This is a genomic window from Ancylomarina longa (assembly GCF_003996985.1).
GTDB lineage: Bacteria > Bacteroidota > Bacteroidia > Bacteroidales > Marinifilaceae > Ancylomarina_A > Ancylomarina_A longa.
This window is the reverse complement of record NZ_RJJX01000001.1, coordinates 274,330-295,031: the sequence shown is the minus strand read 5'-3', so window position 1 is coordinate 295,031 and position 20,702 is coordinate 274,330. Positions and strand designations below refer to the sequence as shown.

The following is a 20,702-nucleotide window of genomic DNA, read 5'->3' as shown; positions in this document are numbered from 1 at the left end:
GCTAAGCATCTTGGAGATGCTAAGCAAGTTGATACGAATTGTGAATTGAGAAATATTGATTTCAGAAGAATCCACGAATAAAATGTTCTTGAGGCAAAAAAAATAAAACATTGCTGGCTTAGCTTGTATCTTTTTTATCGAAGATATAGCTGAAAAAAGTATTTTATAAGATTAGGTCTTGGTATCAATTTGGTACCAATGCTTCCCATAAAATCTCGACAGGATGTACGGCTTCTCGTTCGCTTTCATCTTTAATCTGATGGCGGCACGAAGTTCCCGAAGCAGCAATCAATACCGATGGGGCAGTTCGGCGTATTTCCGGCAATAAAACCAATTCTCCCACCTGCTTACTCAAATCGTAATGTTCCTTTTCATATCCAAAGGAACCAGCCATACCACAACATCCCGATGGTATTTCGGTGGCAGTATAGTTTTCGGGAAAACTAAGTATAAACTGCGTGTGGCTACTCGTGCTTAATGCTTTTTGGTAACAATGGGCGTGGAATTTAATTTCTTTTTGCTCATGGGTGAATTGCGCTTTTTTAATATTTCCGCGTTGCATTTCCTGATGTAAGAATTCTTCTATGGTGAAGGTATGCTTCGCCAGATTTTTTGCCACAGCCTGCATTTCTGTGGGGACTAATTCCGGATATTCATCCCGAAAGGTGAGGATTGCCGAAGGCTCTATTCCTACCAGGGGAGTTTCTTTAGTGATTAAATCTTTTAATAAATTTACATTCTTTATGGCCAGAGCTTTTGCTTTTTTCACCAATCCTTTCGATAGATAGGTTCTGCCGCTTTCCTGATGATCGGGAATACATACTTCGTAACCCAAAGCTTGTAACAGCTTCACTGTTTTTATCCCAATAGGGGTGTCGTTGTAATTGGTGAATTCGTCGGCAAATAAATAAACTTTTCGCTCCAATGTTTGCTGCTCATTTGTGTTGCCACGATACCATTTCCGAAGGGTAGAGGAGTACAGTTTCGGTATGCTTCTCTCTGGGGCAAAACCAAGATTTTTCTTCACCACTTTGCCAATAAAGGGATGTTGATTAATGGCATTGAATAATCGGGGAAACAGACTTCCTAATTGGTTTATTTTTGTGATATTGGCAATCAGCCTGCTTCGCAGCGGTATGCCATGCGTATTGTAATACTGCTGTAAAAATTCCGCTTTCAGTTTTGCCATATCCACATTCGATGGACATTCTGCTTTACACGCTTTACACGATAAACACAAATCTAAAATATCATACAATTCGGGATGATTAAAAGGGTTTTTCTCCTCCGAATTGGTGAGGAATTCCCGAAAGAGATTGGCTCGTGCCCGCGTACTCATTTTTTCATCTAAGCCAGCCTGATAACTAGGACACATTGCCTTGCCGGTAAGATGGGTGTTGCGGCAATCTCCCGATCCATTGCATCGTTCGGTGGCGCGCAGAATTCCCAAATCTCCCGAAAAATCAAAATAGGTAGGTATCTCTTTCGTAATTTGGTTGGCTTGATACCTGAGGTGAGTATTCATTTTGGGAGTATCCACAATTTTTCCGGGATTGAAGATGTTCTCCGGATCCCAGTAATGCTTAATCTCCCGCAATAAATTATAATTGTGTTCCCCAATCATGATGGAAATAAATTCTCCGCGAAGACGGCCATCGCCATGTTCTCCACTTAAGGAGCCTTTATATTTCTTCACCAGTCTGGCAGAATCGGCACCAATGGCATAGAATTTTTGCTGATCGGCTTCAGATTTTAAATTCAATATGGGGCGCATGTGAATTTCTCCACTACCAATATGTGCATGAAATACGCAATTGATCTGATGCTTTTTCATCAATTCTTTAAATGTTGCAATATAGTCCTGCATAACTTCGGGGCGAACCGAAGTATCTTCGATGAGCGAAACAGGTTTGGCATCTCCAGGCATATTGGAAAGCACTCCTAGTGCCGATTTGCGCAATTCCCAAACCCTGGCGATCTTTTCTGCTCTGGTAACCATGGGAAAATGGTATCCTAGCTTGTTCTTTTTAAAATCGGCTTCCATCTCGCTGACGAGCTTTTCAATTTCGGACATCGATTCCCGGGCAAATTCGATGATGAGAAGTGCTCCCGGATTGCCTTGCAGGAAAAATCGATTCTGAATCTGCAAATGATTGCCTTCACTCAGTTTTAGAATTTCTTCATCCATTAATTCTACTGCTCCGGGCTTATATTTTAAAGCGATAAGGTTGCCCGATATGGCTTCTTCCAAATTTGCAAAATGAGCACAAACCAGCGCTTTTTCCTTTGGTGGTGTGGCAACCAGATTCAATTTTATTTCGGTAGTAAAAGCCAATGTTCCTTCCGAACCTGCCAGCAATTTGCAAAAGTTAAAATCTGTTCCTTCTTCGGTAAAAGGTGCCGTTTCCAGTAACAAATCAATGGCATATCCGGTGTTTCTTCTTTTTATTTGCGGATCGGGATATTCCTTGCGGATAGATTCCTGATTTTCGGGTTTGCTAAGGATCTCTTTTATCTGACGATACACTTGAGATTCCATGCCATTATTGGCTTCGCATTTTTCCTCAAAAGCTTGTTTACTGATATTCCCAAATACTGCTTTCGATCCGTCGCTTAATATACAAGTGGCCTCTAGTGTGTGGTCGCGGGTACTACCATATATAATGGAATGCGATCCGCAGGAATTGTTTCCTAACATGCCGCCCATCATACAACGGCTTGCCGTGGAAGTTTCGGGTCCGAAGAATAAGCCATACTCCTTTAAATACAGATTTAGCTCATCTAATATCACTCCTGGCTGTACTTTCACCCATTTCTCTTCAGTATTTAATTCGATGATCTTTGTGAAGTATTTTGAGATATCTACTACAATGCCATTGCCAACTACTTGTCCGGCCAGCGAAGTACCTGCGGCACGCGGAATGAGCGAAAGCTTTTCTTGTCGGGCAAAATGTATCAGTTCCACAATATCCTTTTCTGTCTTGGGATATATCACTGCCAGTGGAATAACTTTATAGGCCGACGCATCGGTGGCATACAATATTTTTGTAGTAATATCCTGATGTACTTCACCTTCTAATCTTTCCTGAAGTAGTTGAAATTTTGGTGCTGATGTATTTTGTTGCATAGGTCTCTGATGATGTCTTTACTGTTGGTCTAATGATACGCGATTTGCGGTATTGAATTTACATTTTTATTTCGTAAAGCAGGCTTATCAAGAATCATTATTTATTATTTTTTTTGGATAAAATGCACGTAAATTAATCGAATTAGGAATCTAAAGTTTACGTTTTATTCCTAGATTTGCAATGTCGAGATTACAAAACAGATTAATATATTGATTCACAATGGACTTATTGCAGAAGATTAAGGAAAGTGCCAAATTGCACAACAAAAAAATTGTTCTTCCTGAAGGAACAGAGGAAAGAACCCTACAAGCTACCGAAATCCTTTTAGAGGAAGGGATTGCTCAAATCATCCTGATTGGAGATCCTAAAGAAATTATGGCGGAAGCAAATCGTTTGGGATTGAAAAATATGGATAAAGCCATTATTGTTGATCCTAAAAATCATGATAAAATGGAAGCTTATGCCGAAATTTTGTGTGAGCTAAGAAAGAAAAAAGGAATGACCATGGAACAAGCCATGGAATTAACCAAAGATCCATTGTATTTAGCTACTCTGATGATTAAAGCCGGTGATGCCGACGGGGAAGTAGCTGGTGCCAGGAATGCTACTGGTGATGTGTTGCGTCCTGCATTCCAAATTGTGAAGACCATGCCTGGTATTTCGGTTGTATCCGGTGCTTTTATCATGATCTTAAAAGACAAAACATTTGGCGATAATGGTATGTTGGTATTTGCCGATTGTGCTGTTCATCCTAATCCTACTGCTAGCGAGTTGGCAGAGATCGCTGTTGCAACTGCCAAAACTACAAAAGCAATTGCTCAAATGGAACCAAGAGTTGCCATGTTGAGCTTTTCTACCAAAGGATCTGCAAAACACGAGATGGTTGATAAAGTGGTGGAGGCAACTCGTTTGGCAAAAGAAATGGCTCCTGAATTTCAAATTGATGGGGAAATGCAAGCCGATGCTGCAATCGTAGAAGCTATTGGCGCTAAAAAAGCTCCGGGTAGCGAGGTGGCAGGAAAAGCTAATGTATTGGTATTCCCTACACTTGAGGTAGGTAATATTTCTTATAAATTGGTACAACGTTTGGCTGGTGCCGAAGCTGTTGGTCCTGTTTTACAAGGAATGGCCGCTCCTATTAATGATTTATCCAGAGGTTGCTCGGTAAGCGATATCGTAAATTTGGTTGCGATTACTGCTAACCAAGCTGCCGGCATGTAATACAAAGATCGATTCTGAAACTTTGTCTTTATAGTTGAATAAGTTCTTTGGATTCGATCAAACAAGAAAATTATATATCAAACAAAATAGTAAACAATAATTCTGATGAACGTTTTAGTATTAAATTGTGGTAGTTCTTCTTTAAAGTATCAACTTTTAAGTATGGGTGAAGAAGCTACTTTGTTGGCAAAAGGTCTTGTGGAGCGTATTGGCCTAAAAGAAGGAATTCTTACTCACAAGCCAGAGGGAAAAGCTAAATATGAAATTACCCAGAATATTCCCAATCACAGTGTTGGAATTGACTTGGTATTAAAGGCTCTTGTTGATCCGGTACATGGTGTAATTTCTGATTTGAAAGATATTGATGCTGCCGGACACCGCGTTGCTCATGGGGGAGAATATTTTCAGGATAGTGCAAGAATTGATGAGGAAGCTAAAAAAAATATCGCTGCTTGTTGCGAATTAGCTCCTTTACACAACCCTGCAAACCTTGAGGGAATTCTATCCATGGAAAAGTTACTTCCAGGTTTACCTCAGGTAGCTGTGTTCGATACTTCATTCCACCAGACTTTGCCTCCTGAAGCGTTTATGTATGGATTGCCATATAGCTGTTACGAAGAACTTCATGTGCGTAAATATGGTTTCCACGGTACAAGTCATAAATTTGTAGCCAATAAGGCTTGCGAAATCTTAGGTTGGGATATTAAAGATAAAAAAATAGTAAGCTGTCACTTAGGAAATGGTGCTTCTGTTTGTGCTATTGATGGTGGTAAGTCTATCGAGACTTCTATGGGATTTACTCCTAACGAAGGATTGTTGATGGGTACTCGTACTGGTAATCTTGACTTGGGTGCTTTACTATTTATCGCAGAAAAGAAAAATCTTTCTATCGAGGAAACCAACAACATGATTAACAAGCAAAGTGGTTTGGCTGGAGTTTCAGGTATTTCTTCGGATATGAGAGACTTGGAAATTGCTGCTGAAGATGGAAATAAAAGAGCTCAATTGGCATTGGATATGTTCGCCTATCGTGTGAAACGTTTTATTGGGTCTTATACTGCTACTTTGGGAGGAGTTGATTTAGTGATCTTCACTGGCGGTATTGGTGAAAACGATGTTATTTCTCGCGAGAAAATTATTAAAGATTTCGGATATCTTGGACTGGATTTCGATGCGGAGAAGAACGCAGGTTTACGCGGTAAAGATGCTGTTATTTCTAAAGAAGGATCGAAGGTTACTGCTATGATTGTGACTACCAATGAGGAATTGGTAATTGCTTCGGATACACAAAGAATCTTGTCTTAAGGCAAGGAATAAGAATATCTATTTATATTTCAGAGCCCGGTCGTTTGATCGGGCTTTGTTGTATGTTCTTTTTTATTTTTCAGGAAGCTATTTTAAAGGTTAAAAATTCATAACCCCAGAGATTTACTATTGTCACTTGGCAATTAAATTGGTAAAGATTTATATTTTGATTATTTTTTGTAACAATTTAGTGTTAATGGCGTTTAGCAGCATAGAATACTAGCATTCAAAACCATTACAACTTTATTCTATATCTATACCTACTTTATGAGGACTTATAAAAACCTTTTATCAATTTATAGCGTTCTGCTACTCCTATTTATTTCCCTCCCAGCTTTTAGTCTGCAAACCAACTTCCGATTTCACGAATACAATAAGCAAAATAAATTAAATCAGGAGCTGGTAAAATCTATCTGTCAGGATTCTATGGGAATCTATTATCTAGCCACGGATGGGGGAGTTTTTTCTTTGATTAATGATAACTTCATTCCTTTTCGACTACCCGAGGGAAAATCCCATTATTTTAAGGAACTGCTGAAACTCAAGAATAATAAAATCTTAGCAGTTTCTGATGATGCAATTTATCAGATTACTCCTTCTTTTGAAAAGAGTAAAATGGAGCTTCTGATAGAATGCAATTTAGATCCTGCTGCACCCAAATACCCCAAGCATATTTATCAGGATAGTAAGGGGATGATCTGGATTGCCGATTACAATAATATTTTCAGGTACAATGGTAATACCATTGAGAAATACGAGATGGGGAAAAAGAACCTCACCAGTTCCTACGCGCGATCTTTTCAATTTATGGAATGCGACAATGGTAATTTGATCGTGGTTTCTCAAAAAGGATTGTTTTATTATTACAATTCAGCAAAAAATTCATTTTCACCGATAACTAGTCGTCAGGATTTTTTAGTTCATTCTTCATTTAAATTGGGAGGTAATGATTTTCTGATTGGAACATCAAAAGGTGTCCTGAAAGTCAGTTTTGATGAGGATGCTAATCTTATAAAATCAGATTTAATCCTTAAAGATATTATTGTTTCGAGTTTTGAACAATTAGCTGACAATAGCATTTTGGCTGGTACCTGGTTTCAGGGCTTGTTAGAAATTGATATGGATCAGGATTACAAGATTTATCCTGTTAGTGGTTTTCCTTATTTTACTGTGAATGCCATCTTTAGGGATGAATTTGGTAAGTATTGGGTTGCTACCAATTCGGGGGCTGTTGTTATGGAGGAGAAGTTTTTTTCTTCCCAGTTTTTAACTGCCAATTCCGATTATGTGGCCTCCATAGCTGATGATAAATCGGGTCAGGTGTATTTTGCAGGGAGAAATAGAATCTATAAAATTTCGAATCACAACAATATAGAGACTGAAGCAATTTCATTTGAGGGATCGGCAAATGTTTTAAAGTTTTATGGCGATATAATGCTTATTGGAACCGAGTCTGGCAATCTGGAGGTATATGAAAATAATGTACTGTTGACTTCTGTTAAAATCTCAGATCTTGCAATTACTGCAATTGAAGTAATTTCAGAGGAGGAGGCATGGGTGGTTGCCAATAAAGAACTGTTTCGTGTGAATTTGATTGATGGCACTTTTAAATCCTACCTGAATCAATTCAGGGGTAAAAGATTGGTGCAAGATATCTGCCTCACTGGGAATAAGAATTTATATATCGGTGGTGAAGGTAAAAGTGCTTATTTATTTTTCTATAATAGGAAGGATGATAAAATCACAAATTTAAGCCGGAATTTTAAATTTGAACTTACTGGAGATGTTTGGATTAGGGATATGAAATTGGATGATGATATTCTATATCTTGGTAGTTCTGTAGGTCTATTCCAATTAGAAGATTCAACCATTACCCGAGTCAATTTAGATGATATGAGCGATAATGAGATTAATGGAATAGCCATCGATCAGTTTGATGCTCTTTGGTTGACAAGCAGCAGGGGAGTAATCCGCAAAAGAAAGAATGATGTTTCCCTGTTTACTCCGGATCAGGGATTGCCTTCCAAAACATTTACTACAAAGAATTTATTAATTGATAAAAATGGATATTTATGGGTTGGCACCTCCAACGGACTGGCTTATGCTCATGTTTCTGATTCTATTCCCAGTACGCCAAAACCCATAGTACATTTGGCTAAGGAGGTTACGCAATACATCAAACCCGATACTAGTTTGGTGATAACAGCAAATTCAATGCTTTTGATGGATGTAACCGCAACCATTTATCCGCAAAAACAAAATCAATTCCAGTTCTGTATTCAAAAGGATAAGGATAGAATTACGGAATGGAAAGGCTTGTCCTCCAAAAATCAAATTCTGGTTTCAGACTTAGATCCGGGAAGTTATAAGATATGTATTCGCTGCAAACATGAGGGAAATTACGCTTGGAGTGATCATCGAATTGTGCCTTTACATGTGAATCAAGTATGGTATTTGCAATGGTACACTTTCCTTTTTGAAGTTTTTTTAGTTCTATTATTAGTTTATGCAACCAGCAGATATAGTAAGAAAAGAGCGCAAAAGTACCTGATGGAACTGGAAAAATTGGTTTCGGAAAGAACCATTCAATTGCAGGATGCCAATGTAAATCTATTTTCGGCGAATAAGGCAAAAGATAGATTTCTTTCTATTATTGCCCATGATTTGAAAAACCCATTTAATGCGATTCGCGGATTTTCTAAACTTCTCGTTCAGGATGAGGATTTCCTTACCGAGGAGGAGAAAAAAGAAATGATAGAAACCATATACAAGAGTTCTGATGATACCTTTAAATTACTGGAGAATCTCTTGGAATGGGCGAATGTACAAAAGGGTAATTTTAAATTGAATCGGGAAGAATTTGATTTGGAAGAGGTGATGGCTAATAATTTGGATTTACACAAGAGTTTAGCTTCCCTGAAGGAGGTGAACGTGGTTGGGCATTTTGAATCTGTAAAAGTAAATGCAGATAAGGCAATGGTCGATACGGTAATCCGAAATTTAATGTCCAATGCCATTAAGTTTTCTTTTGCCGGTAAGGAAATTGATCTTCGCGCTAAGCAGGAAGATGGTTTTGTGGTAATTCAGGTGAAAGACCAGGGAGTTGGTATGACAGCGGAACAGATGGATAAGCTATTTAAAATTGATACTGTATTTACCAGCGAAGGAACGGCTAACGAAACCGGAACGGGTTTTGGACTGATGCTTTGTAAGGAATTTGTGGAATTAAATGGAGGCAAAATATGGGTAGAGAGCGTCAAGGATAAAGGAAGCAGATTCTTCTTTTCCATTCCTCATTCTATCGCAGTTTAGTTCTAAAATCCATTAAGCATTTCATAGTAGTTAATTCACGGACAATTTCATATTGTTACAAAAATGGTCTGTAAGTAATCAATTAGTCGTTTTCCTGCTTGTTTTCACTTCTATTCGTAATTATTTTCTATTTTTGCCTTACAAGTTATTAATAGCGTAATATCAATAAACAACACATTCACTAAAATATATACAGAAGATGATTACTAGATTGGATCAAATCCTTGAAGTGCTGAAAGCCAGCGAGAAAAAAAGATTAGTTGCAGCTTATGCAAATGATTCCCATACAATTGGAGCTGTGAATGATGCCATTTTACATGGAATTATTGAAGCTACTTTGGTAGGAGACAAAGACGTTATTGCCAAAACATGTAAAGAGCATAACTTCGATATCAATAAATTTACCATCGTTCATGAGCCTAACGAATTGAAAGCAGCTCAGAAGGCAGTGGAATTGATTAACAATGGCGAAGGCGATATGATCATGAAAGGATTGGTTAGTACCGACAAGTACATGAAGGCTATCCTTAATAAGGAGTGTGGTTTGATGCCTCCAAAAGCAGTTCTTAGTCATATCACTGTAATGGAAAATCCTAATTACCACAAATTGTTGGTGGTGAGTGATGTTGCTGTAATTCCTCAGCCCGATTTGAACCAAAAAATTGCATTAACCAACTATGTAGTTCGTGTTGCCCGAGCATTAGGTATCGATAAACCAAAGGTTGCTTTAATTGCTGCATCGGAGCAGGTACTTCCTAAAATGCAGGCTTGTGTGGACGCTGCTATTATTTCAAAGATGGCGGATAGAGGACAGATTAAAAATGCATATGTTGATGGACCTTTGGCTTTAGATGTAGCTATTGATAAGGAATCGGCTGAAATTAAAAAGATGGATTCTATTGTTGCCGGCGATGCCGATTGTATGGTATTCCCAAATATAGAGGCAGGTAATGTATTCTATAAAACCAATACTAAATTGGCGAATGCTGAACTGGGAGCTATGGTAGTTGGAGCTAAATGTCCTGCTATTCTTTCCTCTCGTGGTGATAGTGTAAGAACCAAATTGTACTCTATTGCACTTGCTGCTTTGGTAGCATCTAAATAATATTTGAATAGGGAGTAAAAAGTGGTGTGTTTGCTACACCTGTTTACTCCTTTTTTTTACGCAGGATTAAAAAACTACATATGGAACCAATTCGTTCATTAGATCAAATGGTTGATCATCTTCGCGAAAGCGGAAAGAAAAAGAAAATTGCAGTTGCCTATGCTCAGGATCCCAATACTATTGGCGCGATAGCCAAAGCTATTGAAGAGGGGTTTGTGGAAGCTGTGATGATTGGTGATGAGGAGGAAATTAGCAAGAAGGCGCAGGAAGAAAATATTAATCCCGATATATTTACGATAGTACATATTCCTAATGATGTGGCTGCTACTGCTGAAGCTGTTCGCATGGCTCGCATGGACGAAGTAGATGTGGTGATGAAAGGTTTGGTTGGTACGGATAAATTCCTGAAAGCAGTATTAAATAAGGAACACGGACTTTTGCCTCCCAAAGCAGTGATGAGTTATGTTTGTGCATTGGATTTACCAAAATACAACAAATTGCTTTTTGTCTCGGATACTGCGGTATTGCCTTATCCTGATCTGAAACAGAAAATAGCCATGCTAAACTATTCGGTAAAGATGGCTCAGAAATTTGGGATCGAGAGACCGAAGGTGGCTTTGATTTCTGCTACTGAGAAACCAAATCCCGTATTTCAGGGAAGTGTGGATGATGCCATCATTTGTAAAATGGCCGATCGTGGTCAGATAAAGGATTGCATTGTGGATGGTCCTTTGGATGTGTTCCTGGCTTGCGATCCGGCATCGGTAGAGATTAAAGGTATACCAACACCAATTAAGGGAGAAGCCGATTGCCTGATTTTTCCATCGCTGGAAGCGTGTAATTCCTTTTACAAAGGATTGATGCTATTTGCCGGTGGTGAGTTGGGTGGTTTAATTCAGGGAACCACAAAACCTGTGGTGGTGATGTCGCGTAGTGAATCCGAAAAATCGAAATTCTATTGTATCGCATTATCCGTATTGATGGCGGATTAATTTTATTTGTTTGTACAGACCTTGCATGCAAGGTCTCTACAGAAAAACCATGCAAGGTCTCTACAGAAAAACCATGCAAGGTCTCTACAGAAAAATCATGCAAGGTCTCTACATGATCATGCAAGGTTTCTATAAAAAAATGCCAAAACCAAAACCATATTGTCTGATGCCGTGGATTCATTACCACGTGAGCAACGCAGGTCGCGTGAAAGCCTGTTGTGTTGCCAATATCCCTTACGGGGATTGCAATACCCAAGCCTTTGGAGAAATTTGGAATGGGAAAGCCATTAAGGATTTGCGGGAGCGATTCACCAAGGGGGAATCGGATAATCGATGTGGCGTTTGCAGGCGGGTAGAAGAGGCAGGAGGCAAGAGTATCCGACAGGAAACTCACGAGAAATTTGGAGATTATTTTGAGCAGGATACACCCAAACTACCGGTGTATTTCGATATTCGATTTTCCAACGCTTGCAATTTTGCCTGTCGTACTTGTTGGCATGGAGCCAGTTCTGGCTGGTTTCCAGAGGCAAAAAAGCTAAGACGAAACCTGGGGGATGTTGCTTTGCTGCAAAATATCGAAGATTTTGATCGCTTTATTAGTGAAACCGGGGAGGCTCTTTTGCAGGCACAGGAAATCTACTTTGCTGGCGGGGAACCATTGGTTACAAAAGAGCATTATCTGTTGCTCGATTGGCTGGTGAAGCATAAGGCAACAAAAATCCGATTGAGATACAACACTAATTTCTCGCAATTACAACTGGGCAATTTCAATGCTTTGGAGTATTGGAAACAGTTTGGGAGCGTAGAGATAATGGCGAGTATCGATGCACATGATAAATTGGGGGAGTATATCCGTAAGGGATTCGATTGGAAGCAATTTCAGGCAAACAGAGATGCAATTAGAAAGCTACCACACATTCGGTTTGTGATTGCTCCAACTATATCGGTATTCTCGATACTAAATCTGCCGGAATTGTACCGCACTTGCCTGATGGAACAAATTATAGAATCCGACGGACTTTATATCAATCTTCTCGATCGCCCTTTGCATTATAATGTAAAGGCATTGCCCGAAGATCACAAACAAAAGGTGGTAGATGAATTCCAGGGATTCTACAATTGGGCAGAGAAGAAACAAATACCTCAATCGATTATCGATCAGTTTAAAGAATGCGAATCCTACATGATGGCCGAGGATCTTTCGAAACAATGGCCTCGTTTTTTATCTGAAACAAAACAATTGGATGAATTTCGAAAGGAGCGTTTAAGCGAAGTTTTAACTTTTTAATTGCTTTGCTGGGTTTTTACTTTATGTTCTGAATCGCTTTGTATATAAACCTTATTTATTTGATATGCAGATTGAAATGAATTAACTTCTTGTCTCGTTTGGTTAATCCATCGGTAATTAGGAAGTATTCATCTTTAAATATTGTATATATGAGCTGCCAGATTTCTTTCGAACAATTTAAAAAACCAATTATCCTTTTCGAGTACGATCATCTTCAAGAAAATATTCCTGTACATGCTAAAGTATTGAAAACCGACTTGGTAGTAATCCGTTATCAAGACGGGGTTACCGTATTATATGGCAGGTGTTTGCATCGGGGAGCTTTACTGGCCGATGGACATGTGCAGGGGAACAATCTGATTTGTGGTGTTCATGGATGGGATTTTAGGAAAGATACTGGTGTGAGTGAGTACAATCCAAAGGAAAGATTGCATAAATTCTCTGCGGCAGTCAAAGACAATCTGGTGTATATTGATGAAGAGGAGGTAAGAAATTTTGAGGTTCATGAGATACCTTCTCCTTTTCAATCGGATACTTATTTGGGGGATTTTGCTGATACGCACCCCGAACCTACCGAACCTTATACCAAAGAAATTCAGGCTTTGGCTAAATATGGACTGGAGAAATATGGTCATCATGGACCAACTGCGGCAATGGGAGTAGATCGTACCACGCTTCCTCAATGGAATGACTTGTTGTTTCTACCTGCTCAGCTTTCCAAAACACCATTGCTGGATGGGGTGGAGGTTGATTCTCAGGTTGTGATCGGAAAAAAGGCTAAGAAACCTTTGAAATTAGACTTGCCATTATTCGTTTCGGATATGTCGTTTGGTTCCCTATCCAGGGAGGCTAAAATTGCACTTGCACGTGGTGCTGAACTTGCGGGAACAGGAATATGCTCTGGTGAAGGAGGCATGCTTCCCGATGAGCAAAAAGAGAATTCCAAATATTTTTATGAGTTAGCATCTGCCAAATTCGGATTTTCGTGGGATAAACTGGCAAAAGTACAGGCTTTTCATTTTAAGGCTGGTCAGGCTGCTAAAACCGGGACAGGTGGTCATCTTCCCGGACAAAAAGTAGTAGGTGAAATAGCAAAGGTGAGAGGATTAAAAGAAGGGGAGGCAGCAATAAGTCCTGCATCATTTCCCGATTTAAAATCAGTGGAAGATTTTAGAGATTTTGCAAATAAGGTTCGGGAGAAAACAGGCGGTATCCCCATCGGATTCAAGCTTTCCGCCAGCCATATCGAGGCAGATATAGATTTTGCATTGGCTGTAGGGGTTGATTATATCATATTGGATGGTAGAGGAGGTGGAACGGGTGCAGCTCCAACCATTTTACGCGATCATATTTGTGTTCCAACTATTCCTGCTCTGGCTCGTGCTAAGGCACATCTAAATAGAAGAAATGCAAATGATGTGAGTCTTATTATTACTGGTGGTCTGCGTGTAGCCTCTGATTTTGCCAAGGCTTTGGCTTTAGGTGCGGATGCAGTAGCTATTGCAAATTCGGCAATTCAGGCAGTTGGATGTATAGGTATGCGTGCTTGCCATACCAATAATTGTCCGGTAGGTGTTGCTACTCAAAAGGAAAATTTGAGAGCTCGGCTAAAGGTGCAAACATCAGCTCTTCAATTGAAACGCTTTTTGTTATCAACCAATGAATTAATGAAGGTTATTGCACGTGCATGCGGATACAATTCATTTTCTCAGTTCAATAAGGACGATCTCACGACCTTCAATCACGATATGTATCGATTAAGCGGAGTGAAATATGCCGGACTTGTTCCCTAATTGGTAATGACTTGAATTGGGTTCTTAAAGGAAATTAATATGCAATTAAATGGGTATAGGATTAAGCAGTCGGAAACCTTAAGGGGAGAATTTATATTTAAGGTATAAGCAATTTCGATTTACCAGTACTAGCAAGTTTGATTTACTAGTACTACCATTTTTGATTTACTAGTACTAGCTAATTCGATTTGCTAGTACTAGCTTTTTTGATTTGTTAATAAAGTACTCGCCAAAACGAATACCAAGCACCTTTACAAATGGGTGAAATCAAAGGTTGGGAAGTAAATATTGTCATGTCAGGCAATTTCATTCTTTTTTAGCATGTTATAATATTCCGCAATAGCCTTATAGACTTCAGCAGCATTGCAGGTAGTCATTAAAGTATTGCGCAGAGAAGATGCTTCGCGGATACCACTGGTATAAATCTTAAAGAATCGGCGAAGTATGGCAAAGTTTTTGGTTCTTCCCCAAGTAGCTTCGAACAATCGGGTGTGTTCTTGAAGCAAATCCAGTTTTTCTTCCGGGCTCACGGCACCTTTATCAGGATGAAAGAACCAGGGATTCTTAAAAATACCCCTGCCTACCATCACGCCATCTACGCCATAGCTTTGGCATTTTTCCAATCCATCTTCGTAACTTTCCACATCTCCATTGCCAATAATCTTAATGCTTGGAGCAATTTCATTTCTTAGTCGTACTGCTTTTGCAATTTCATTCCAGTCTGCCATGCCTTCCGACATTTGTTTTTGAATACGTCCATGAATGGTAAGGGCATCAAGGGGCATTCCTAACAGATGACTTACCCACGATTCGGTCACTATTTGTTTGTAACCAATGCGAGTTTTCACGCTTAAAGGTAAATTGCTTGCCTCCCGGGTTGCCAAAATAATTTCTTTGGCAAGTTCTGGTTGAGATATTAAAGCGGAACAACATCCGTTTTTAACTACATTTTTAACCGGACATCCCATATTAATATCGATGCCATCAAAATCGGTTTCCGTTGCAATGTATTGTGCAGTTTTGTAATATTTCTCCGGATCTTTTCCCCAGATTTGAGCAATTAGCTTTACATTCTTTTTCTTCAACAAGGCTTTTTCCGATTCGTTAATCTGCAAACGATGCTTTACCTTATCGTGCCCGATAGGGTGACACATGCCTTCTACCGAAGTAAATTCGGAATACAGGAGGTTTAATTTTCCTGTTTGGGCAGTTTGTAGCACTACCTCACGAAAGGCCGTATCACTTACATCCTCCATAGGTGCCAGGGAGAAATTAGGGTTTTTTATATCTTGCCAGAAGCTCATTTTTTATCTTTATTCTTTAATTGCCGGGTGGATGCACGGCGCAATTTAATAGTGATTTTATCCTTTTGCCTTTATCCTTATTTCCTGCAATTTTGGTCTGATTCTTTGTCGGTAAATCTGACTTTTACTGTATTTGTCATGAAATTTTGAACGAAGCTGTATACGTTCCTTAATTGGTAAAGCAATAATTTCTTTGCATTCATCAGTGCAACAAGCATTATAATGTTCTCTGCATTCGTCACACTGTATAAATAGCAAATGACAATCGTCGTTAGCACAATTGGTATGCGTGTCGCAAGGTTTACCACATTGGTGGCATTTGGCAATAACTTCCTTATTGATGCTTTCTCCCAATCGTTCGTCGAACACAAAATTCTTACCTCTGAATTTAGATTCTATTCCAACCTGCTTTATCTCCTGCGCATAGGCAATAATACCACCATGCAATTGGTTTACATCTTCAAATCCATGATGCCGAAGGTATGCGCTGGCTTTTTCGCATCGAATTCCTCCGGTGCAATAAAGCAGGAACTTTTTGTCTTTCTCCTGATCGAAAGCCTTTACAACCATCTCAATTTCTTCTCTAAAGGTATCAACATCAGGGCAAATGGCATGCTCGAAATGTCCAACTTCACTTTCGTAGTGATTTCGCATATCGATAACAATAGTATCTTCCTTACCAATCTGATTGTGAAATTCAAGGGCATTAAGATGCTTACCTACATTGGTAACATCAAAAGCACTATCATCCAAACCATCAGCAACTATTTTAGGACGCACCTTTATAATTAGTTTGTAAAATGATTTTCCATTATCCTCTACTGCCCATTTTATAGGCATATCTTTTAATTCCGCTATATTATTAAGCTGCAAGAAAAAAGCATCCAGATTTTGCTCCGGGATACTCATTTGCGCATTAATTCCTTCCTTTGCGATGTAGATTCTTCCTTTACAATTCAGATGATTCCATGTTTGGAACAAATTATCCCGAAATTCCTGTGGTTCTCCAATCTGCACATAGCGATAAAAGGAAATGGTTTTTCGCTTAAAGGTTTCTGCTTCCAATTGTTCCTTTAGTTCTTCTTTGCTAAGTTTATTGTATAATTGCATTCTTTCTGATCTCTTTATTTAGAATAAATAAACTTTGCAAAAATAATGCATTTCCCTAAATGAGAAAGGCTTTGACTGTAAAAAAGATAAATTTGTCTTAAATTGCTACTTTTACAGAATACTATCAACAAACATCTAATGGAGAAAAAGTTTCTGATTATAGGACAGGGGATTGCTGGTTCCTTGCTTGCCTATGAAATGTATAAGGCAGGACTGAATTTTAAAATCATTTCCAGTCTTGAACTTCGTAAGGCTTCTGATGTGGCTGCAGGTATGTACAATCCTTTGGTTTTTAAACGACTTACTAAAAGTTGGATGCTAGAGGATTGTTTGCCTGTAATGTTTGATACTTATCGGGAGCTCGAACGTGAATTGCAGGAGCAGTTTTTGTATCCTATGGACATTATCAAACCATTGTCGGAGCACGAATGCCAAATGTGGGAGGAGAGAATAAAGGAGGATAATTTTTCAGATTATATCACTGACATTGGTAAAAACAATTTTGGGGAAGGGATAAGAGACTTTTACAATTTTGGAAGGGTAACAAATTCCGGATATGTTCATTTATCCAAGTTATTAAAGCATATGAATAGGTTTTTCAAAAAGCAAGGACTATTAATTGATGCTTATTTCGATTATAAAGATTTAGGATTTATTGATAATCAAATTACCTGGCATGGTGTTTCTGCTGAAACCATTGTGTTTTGTGAAGGATATCACGCACAGACAAATCCTTTTTTCAAGAAGATTGATTTTCGTCCTACCAAAGGGGAGTTGTTAGAAATTTACTGCGAAGGATTACAGGAGCAATATATTTTAAACAAGAATCTCTTTGTAATGCCTATGGGCAATCATCGGTTTCGGGTTGGAGCCACTTATGATTGGCATAACCTGGATGAGATAACAACCGAGGAGGCCAAATCCGATTTGCAATCTCGTTTGGAGGAAATAATTTCTCTTCCTTACAAGGTAGTGAACCATTGGGCTGGTATTCGTCCAACAGTGAAAGATCGCCGCCCTATTTTAGGAATTCATCCATTGCACGAACATATTGCCATTTTTAACGGATTGGGCACAAAAGGAGTGATGCTGGCTCCGTATTTCGCTCGAGAAATGGTTCGTTTTTTATCGGTACATGATTATCCCTTATCTCCTGAAATTGATATCCGAAGGTTTATGAAATAGGAAAGACCTTTTAAAGAGGAAAGGTCTTTCTCAAGATTAGGCGTTTTTATGGTATCAGCAATACTTTCCCAACACTTTTACCACTTTCCAGATACTCGTGGGCAGCTTTTCCTTCGGATAAAGGAAAGGTGCTTGCAGGTGCAACCTGGATGAAACCTTCTGAAATCCATTGGAATAGTTTGGCAGCACGCTTTTGTCGTTCTGATTCTGAATTCAAATAACTCCATAAATCACCACCGGTAAGTGTTTTACTAGTATCCATTAGCATACGAGGATCTACAAGTGCCGGATCTCCACCACTCATACCATAAAATACCACATGACCACATTCCCTGGTAACATCGAAGCTATCTGCAAGGCTGGAACCAACACTATCAAAAACTACATCTACACCTTTATTATTGGTGATTTGCATTACTTCTTCTTTCCAATCTTCTTTTATATTTAAAGCAAAGTCACCTTTGTTCCTAAGGATGATTTCCTTCTTGGCATCGCTTCTGGTGAGTCCAATAACGATCGCTCCTTTCATTTTACAGATTTGTGTGAGAATTTGACCTACACCTCCAGAGGCTGCATGTATCAATACGATTTCATTCTCCTTGACTGCATGACTATCTTCTGCAAGATATTGTGCTGTTAATCCTTGCAAAAGAACCGAAGCAGGTAATTCCATTTTAATATTATCAGGAATGGGAATGATATGCGATTCGGGCACAACAACATATTGTGCATTGGCAAAGGGAACATCCGCAAAAGCTATTCGATCTCCGATACTATATTTCTCTGATTTAGATAAGGAAATGATTCCAGCACCTTCGTAACCTGCAATGTAGGGGGGAGTTCCTTTTAAATGATAATTTCCCTTCCTGCGATATATATCTGCATAATTTAACCCAATAGCCTTCATTTCTACCAATACTTCTCCATCATGAGCTTCCGGTAGGGGAATATTTATATATTTCATTACATCTGCTGAACCAAATTCAGAGAATGTAAGTGCTTTCATATGATTATTATTCATGTTTGTTCTATAGTTTTATCTTTTTAAAAAGGATTACTAAAGTAGTTAATTTGAAATAACGCCCTAATATCAGATAAAAGTAATTGTTTTTGTATTTTTAGTTTTTATCTAAAGTGTTAACCTTAGAATGTTTGTAAAATGGAAATACTAGGTATAGATATAGGTGGATCGGGTATAAAAGGTGCACCCGTAAATATGTTGACAGGCGAATTAGTTGGCGAGCGTTTTCGTATTCCGACACCGCAGCCATCTAAACCTAATGAGGTGGCTGAAGTAGTAAAACAAATTGTGGATCATTTTAATTGGAAAGGAGCTGTGGGCTGTGGATTTCCAACTATTATTTCAAAAGGGAAGGCTCTGGCTAATGGTAATTTAGATAAGGATTGGACCGGAGTGCAGGTGGATGATTTATTTGCTCAAAAAACAGGATTACCTTTTACAGTAATAAATGATGCTGATGCTGCAGGATTAGCTGAAATGAAATATGGAGTAGGAAAAGGGAAAAAGGGGTTGGTTATAATGGTAACCATTGGCACAGGTTTGGGATCAGGTGTTTTTTTTAATGGAATGCTACTTCCCAACTTTGAACTAGGACGATTATTTTATAAGAATGGTAAAATCATTGAAAAATATGCAGCAGATTCTGTTCGCAAGAAAGAAGATCTAAGTTTTTCGCAATGGGGCAAGAGATTTAATAAATTTCTAGATCATGTGAATTCAATATGTGCTCCTGATTATTTTATTATTGGAGGGGGGGTGAGTAAGAAACTACATAAATTTGAATCGGAGATTGATATAGTTGTTCCTGTTTTGCTCGCTGAATATCAAAATAGAGCAGGAATCATTGGAGCTGCTGTTGCGGCTAATGGAATTGTGTAGAGACATTGGAATGCAACATCTCTACAAATCAATTGAAGTTTAGATTATTTTAATCGTACAAAATTGCCTTTGGTAAATCCAGATCCCTGCACTATGGAACATTTAGAAGCTTTTCCATTTCCTATGCTAGCATCTGTAATTTTTATTTCACCGATTTTTGTATCTACACTACCCAATGAAATACCTGTATCAGGATCGATTAAATCATCACCTTTGCTATAAACTGCGAAGCTGTCACCAGCTTTTAGTCCATCTGCTTCCCCTGAATTAATAAAGACTACTCCAGATTTTTCGATGATTACTTTGGCTTGCCAGGGAATTTCGTTGGCGCTATTATCGATTAGCGAAACAATATCTTCTATTGCTTCTCGGGCGGCTTTCCCAACCAAGGATTCATCAAAGTCTTTCCTATCCTTAAAGTTTAACTTATTGGTACGAAGTTTAATTCCTTTTGCTGATTTCTTTTTGCGAACATTTTCTGCCGTTACTATTTCACCTGTTGAGGTGTTTACCATGCGCACATCAATACCTACTGTTGCTGCTTGATTGGAAACACCAATTCCTAAGCCTTTAATTGCACCACCTGTTTCGCCTTTCTTATAACCAAATTCTGAAACAGAACCCATTACAGCCAATTCTACACCTAAAACCTGACCAACTTTTGCAGCACTTTGTGGTGTAATTCTTCCACTTTGTCCAAAATCCTGCTCATTTAAAATGCGATCGAGTTCTTGTCGTTCAATTACCCTGTAGTTGCCAGATTTTACGAGAGCTGTAGTAAGCATATCACTCACTCCGTTTCCTACACCTTTGTTATTCCACCATCTCCAACTCCTATCCGTTTTGTCTTCGAAAACAAAAACAGCAATTCTCTTTTTAATTTGTGGCTGTTGTGCTGCAATTTTAAAAGTGAAGGCACAAGAAATAAGAAGTAGGGTAGTTATTCGGATAAGTTTAATGTAAGTTTTCATGGCTGGTTTAAGTTTAATTAAAGTTGTCAAGTGAATTTATAATGAATAAGTTACGGAAAAAAATGCTTATAGAAAAGAGGAGGTTACA

At 38.7% G+C, this 20,702-nt stretch carries 14 protein-coding genes; 9 read left to right on the top strand and 5 right to left on the bottom strand.

Going from position 1 to position 20,702, the window contains the following annotated elements; translation table 11 throughout:
• Window positions 1-184 precede the first annotated feature (184 nt).
• Window positions 185-3,127 (bottom strand): FAD-binding and (Fe-S)-binding domain-containing protein, encoded by a 2,943-nt coding sequence (locus tag DLK05_RS01135; protein WP_127342132.1) that lies wholly within the window; start codon window positions 3,125-3,127, stop codon window positions 185-187.
• A gap of 220 nt (window positions 3,128-3,347) precedes the next feature.
• On the opposite strand from DLK05_RS01135, the gene pta reads away from it, so the two are divergent.
• The 7 genes from pta (at window position 3,348) to DLK05_RS01100 (ending at window position 14,144) form a co-directional block, all read left to right on the top strand.
• Complete coding sequence (gene pta, locus DLK05_RS01130; protein WP_127342131.1) at window positions 3,348-4,349, top strand: phosphate acetyltransferase; 1,002 nt, start codon at window positions 3,348-3,350, stop codon at window positions 4,347-4,349.
• A 105-nt stretch (window positions 4,350-4,454) separates the two neighbouring features.
• Complete coding sequence (locus DLK05_RS01125; RefSeq protein ID WP_127342130.1) at window positions 4,455-5,654, top strand: acetate/propionate family kinase; 1,200 nt, start codon at window positions 4,455-4,457, stop codon at window positions 5,652-5,654.
• 267 nt (window positions 5,655-5,921) lie between these two features.
• A complete protein-coding gene (locus DLK05_RS01120; RefSeq protein ID WP_127342129.1) occupies window positions 5,922-8,966 on the top strand; it encodes a sensor histidine kinase in 3,045 nt (1,014 codons plus the stop codon).
• Window positions 8,967-9,165: 199 nt separating this feature from the next.
• Window positions 9,166-10,071, top strand: a complete 906-nt coding sequence (locus DLK05_RS01115; RefSeq protein WP_127342128.1) for a bifunctional enoyl-CoA hydratase/phosphate acetyltransferase — start codon at window positions 9,166-9,168, stop codon at window positions 10,069-10,071.
• Window positions 10,072-10,151: 80 nt separating this feature from the next.
• Window positions 10,152-11,063 (top strand): phosphate acyltransferase, encoded by a 912-nt coding sequence (locus DLK05_RS01110; protein ID WP_127342127.1) that lies wholly within the window; start codon window positions 10,152-10,154, stop codon window positions 11,061-11,063.
• A gap of 25 nt (window positions 11,064-11,088) precedes the next feature.
• Window positions 11,089-12,351, top strand: a complete 1,263-nt coding sequence (locus DLK05_RS01105; RefSeq protein WP_127342126.1) for a twitch domain-containing radical SAM protein — start codon at window positions 11,089-11,091, stop codon at window positions 12,349-12,351.
• Window positions 12,352-12,500: 149 nt separating this feature from the next.
• Entirely contained in the window at window positions 12,501-14,144 is a 1,644-nt protein-coding gene (locus DLK05_RS01100; RefSeq protein ID WP_127342125.1) for a glutamate synthase-related protein, read from the top strand.
• Window positions 14,145-14,440: 296 nt separating this feature from the next.
• On the opposite strand, the gene DLK05_RS01095 is transcribed toward DLK05_RS01100, so the two are convergent.
• Together DLK05_RS01095 and trhO are read right to left on the bottom strand one after the other, a co-directional pair.
• Window positions 14,441-15,448 (bottom strand): tRNA dihydrouridine synthase, encoded by a 1,008-nt coding sequence (locus DLK05_RS01095; RefSeq protein WP_127342124.1) that lies wholly within the window; start codon window positions 15,446-15,448, stop codon window positions 14,441-14,443.
• Window positions 15,449-15,505: 57 nt separating this feature from the next.
• On the bottom strand, window positions 15,506-16,558 hold the full coding sequence (gene trhO / locus DLK05_RS01090; RefSeq protein WP_127342123.1) for an oxygen-dependent tRNA uridine(34) hydroxylase TrhO: 1,053 nt from the start codon (window positions 16,556-16,558) through the stop codon (window positions 15,506-15,508).
• 138 nt (window positions 16,559-16,696) lie between these two features.
• Between trhO and DLK05_RS01085 the strand changes: the two genes are divergently transcribed.
• The gene (locus DLK05_RS01085) at window positions 16,697-17,743 is read left to right on the top strand and encodes an NAD(P)/FAD-dependent oxidoreductase (RefSeq protein ID WP_127342122.1); all 1,047 of its coding nucleotides are present in this window, start codon (window positions 16,697-16,699) and stop codon (window positions 17,741-17,743) included.
• Between the two features lie 46 nt (window positions 17,744-17,789).
• Here the strand turns inward: DLK05_RS01085 and DLK05_RS01080 are convergent, their stop codons facing one another.
• Window positions 17,790-18,764 carry a quinone oxidoreductase family protein gene (locus DLK05_RS01080; RefSeq protein ID WP_209319638.1) on the bottom strand — a complete coding sequence of 325 codons (975 nt, stop codon included), beginning with the start codon at window positions 18,762-18,764 and terminating at the stop codon, window positions 17,790-17,792.
• 138 nt (window positions 18,765-18,902) lie between these two features.
• Here DLK05_RS01080 and ppgK point away from each other — a divergent pair, with 138 nt between their 5' ends.
• Window positions 18,903-19,643: a polyphosphate--glucose phosphotransferase gene (gene ppgK, locus DLK05_RS01075; protein WP_127342121.1), complete on the top strand. Its 741-nt coding sequence runs from the start codon at window positions 18,903-18,905 to the stop codon at window positions 19,641-19,643.
• Window positions 19,644-19,687: 44 nt separating this feature from the next.
• Here the strand turns inward: ppgK and DLK05_RS01070 are convergent, their stop codons facing one another.
• Complete coding sequence (locus DLK05_RS01070; RefSeq protein WP_127342120.1) at window positions 19,688-20,614, bottom strand: CsgG/HfaB family protein; 927 nt, start codon at window positions 20,612-20,614, stop codon at window positions 19,688-19,690.
• Window positions 20,615-20,702 lie beyond the last annotated feature (88 nt).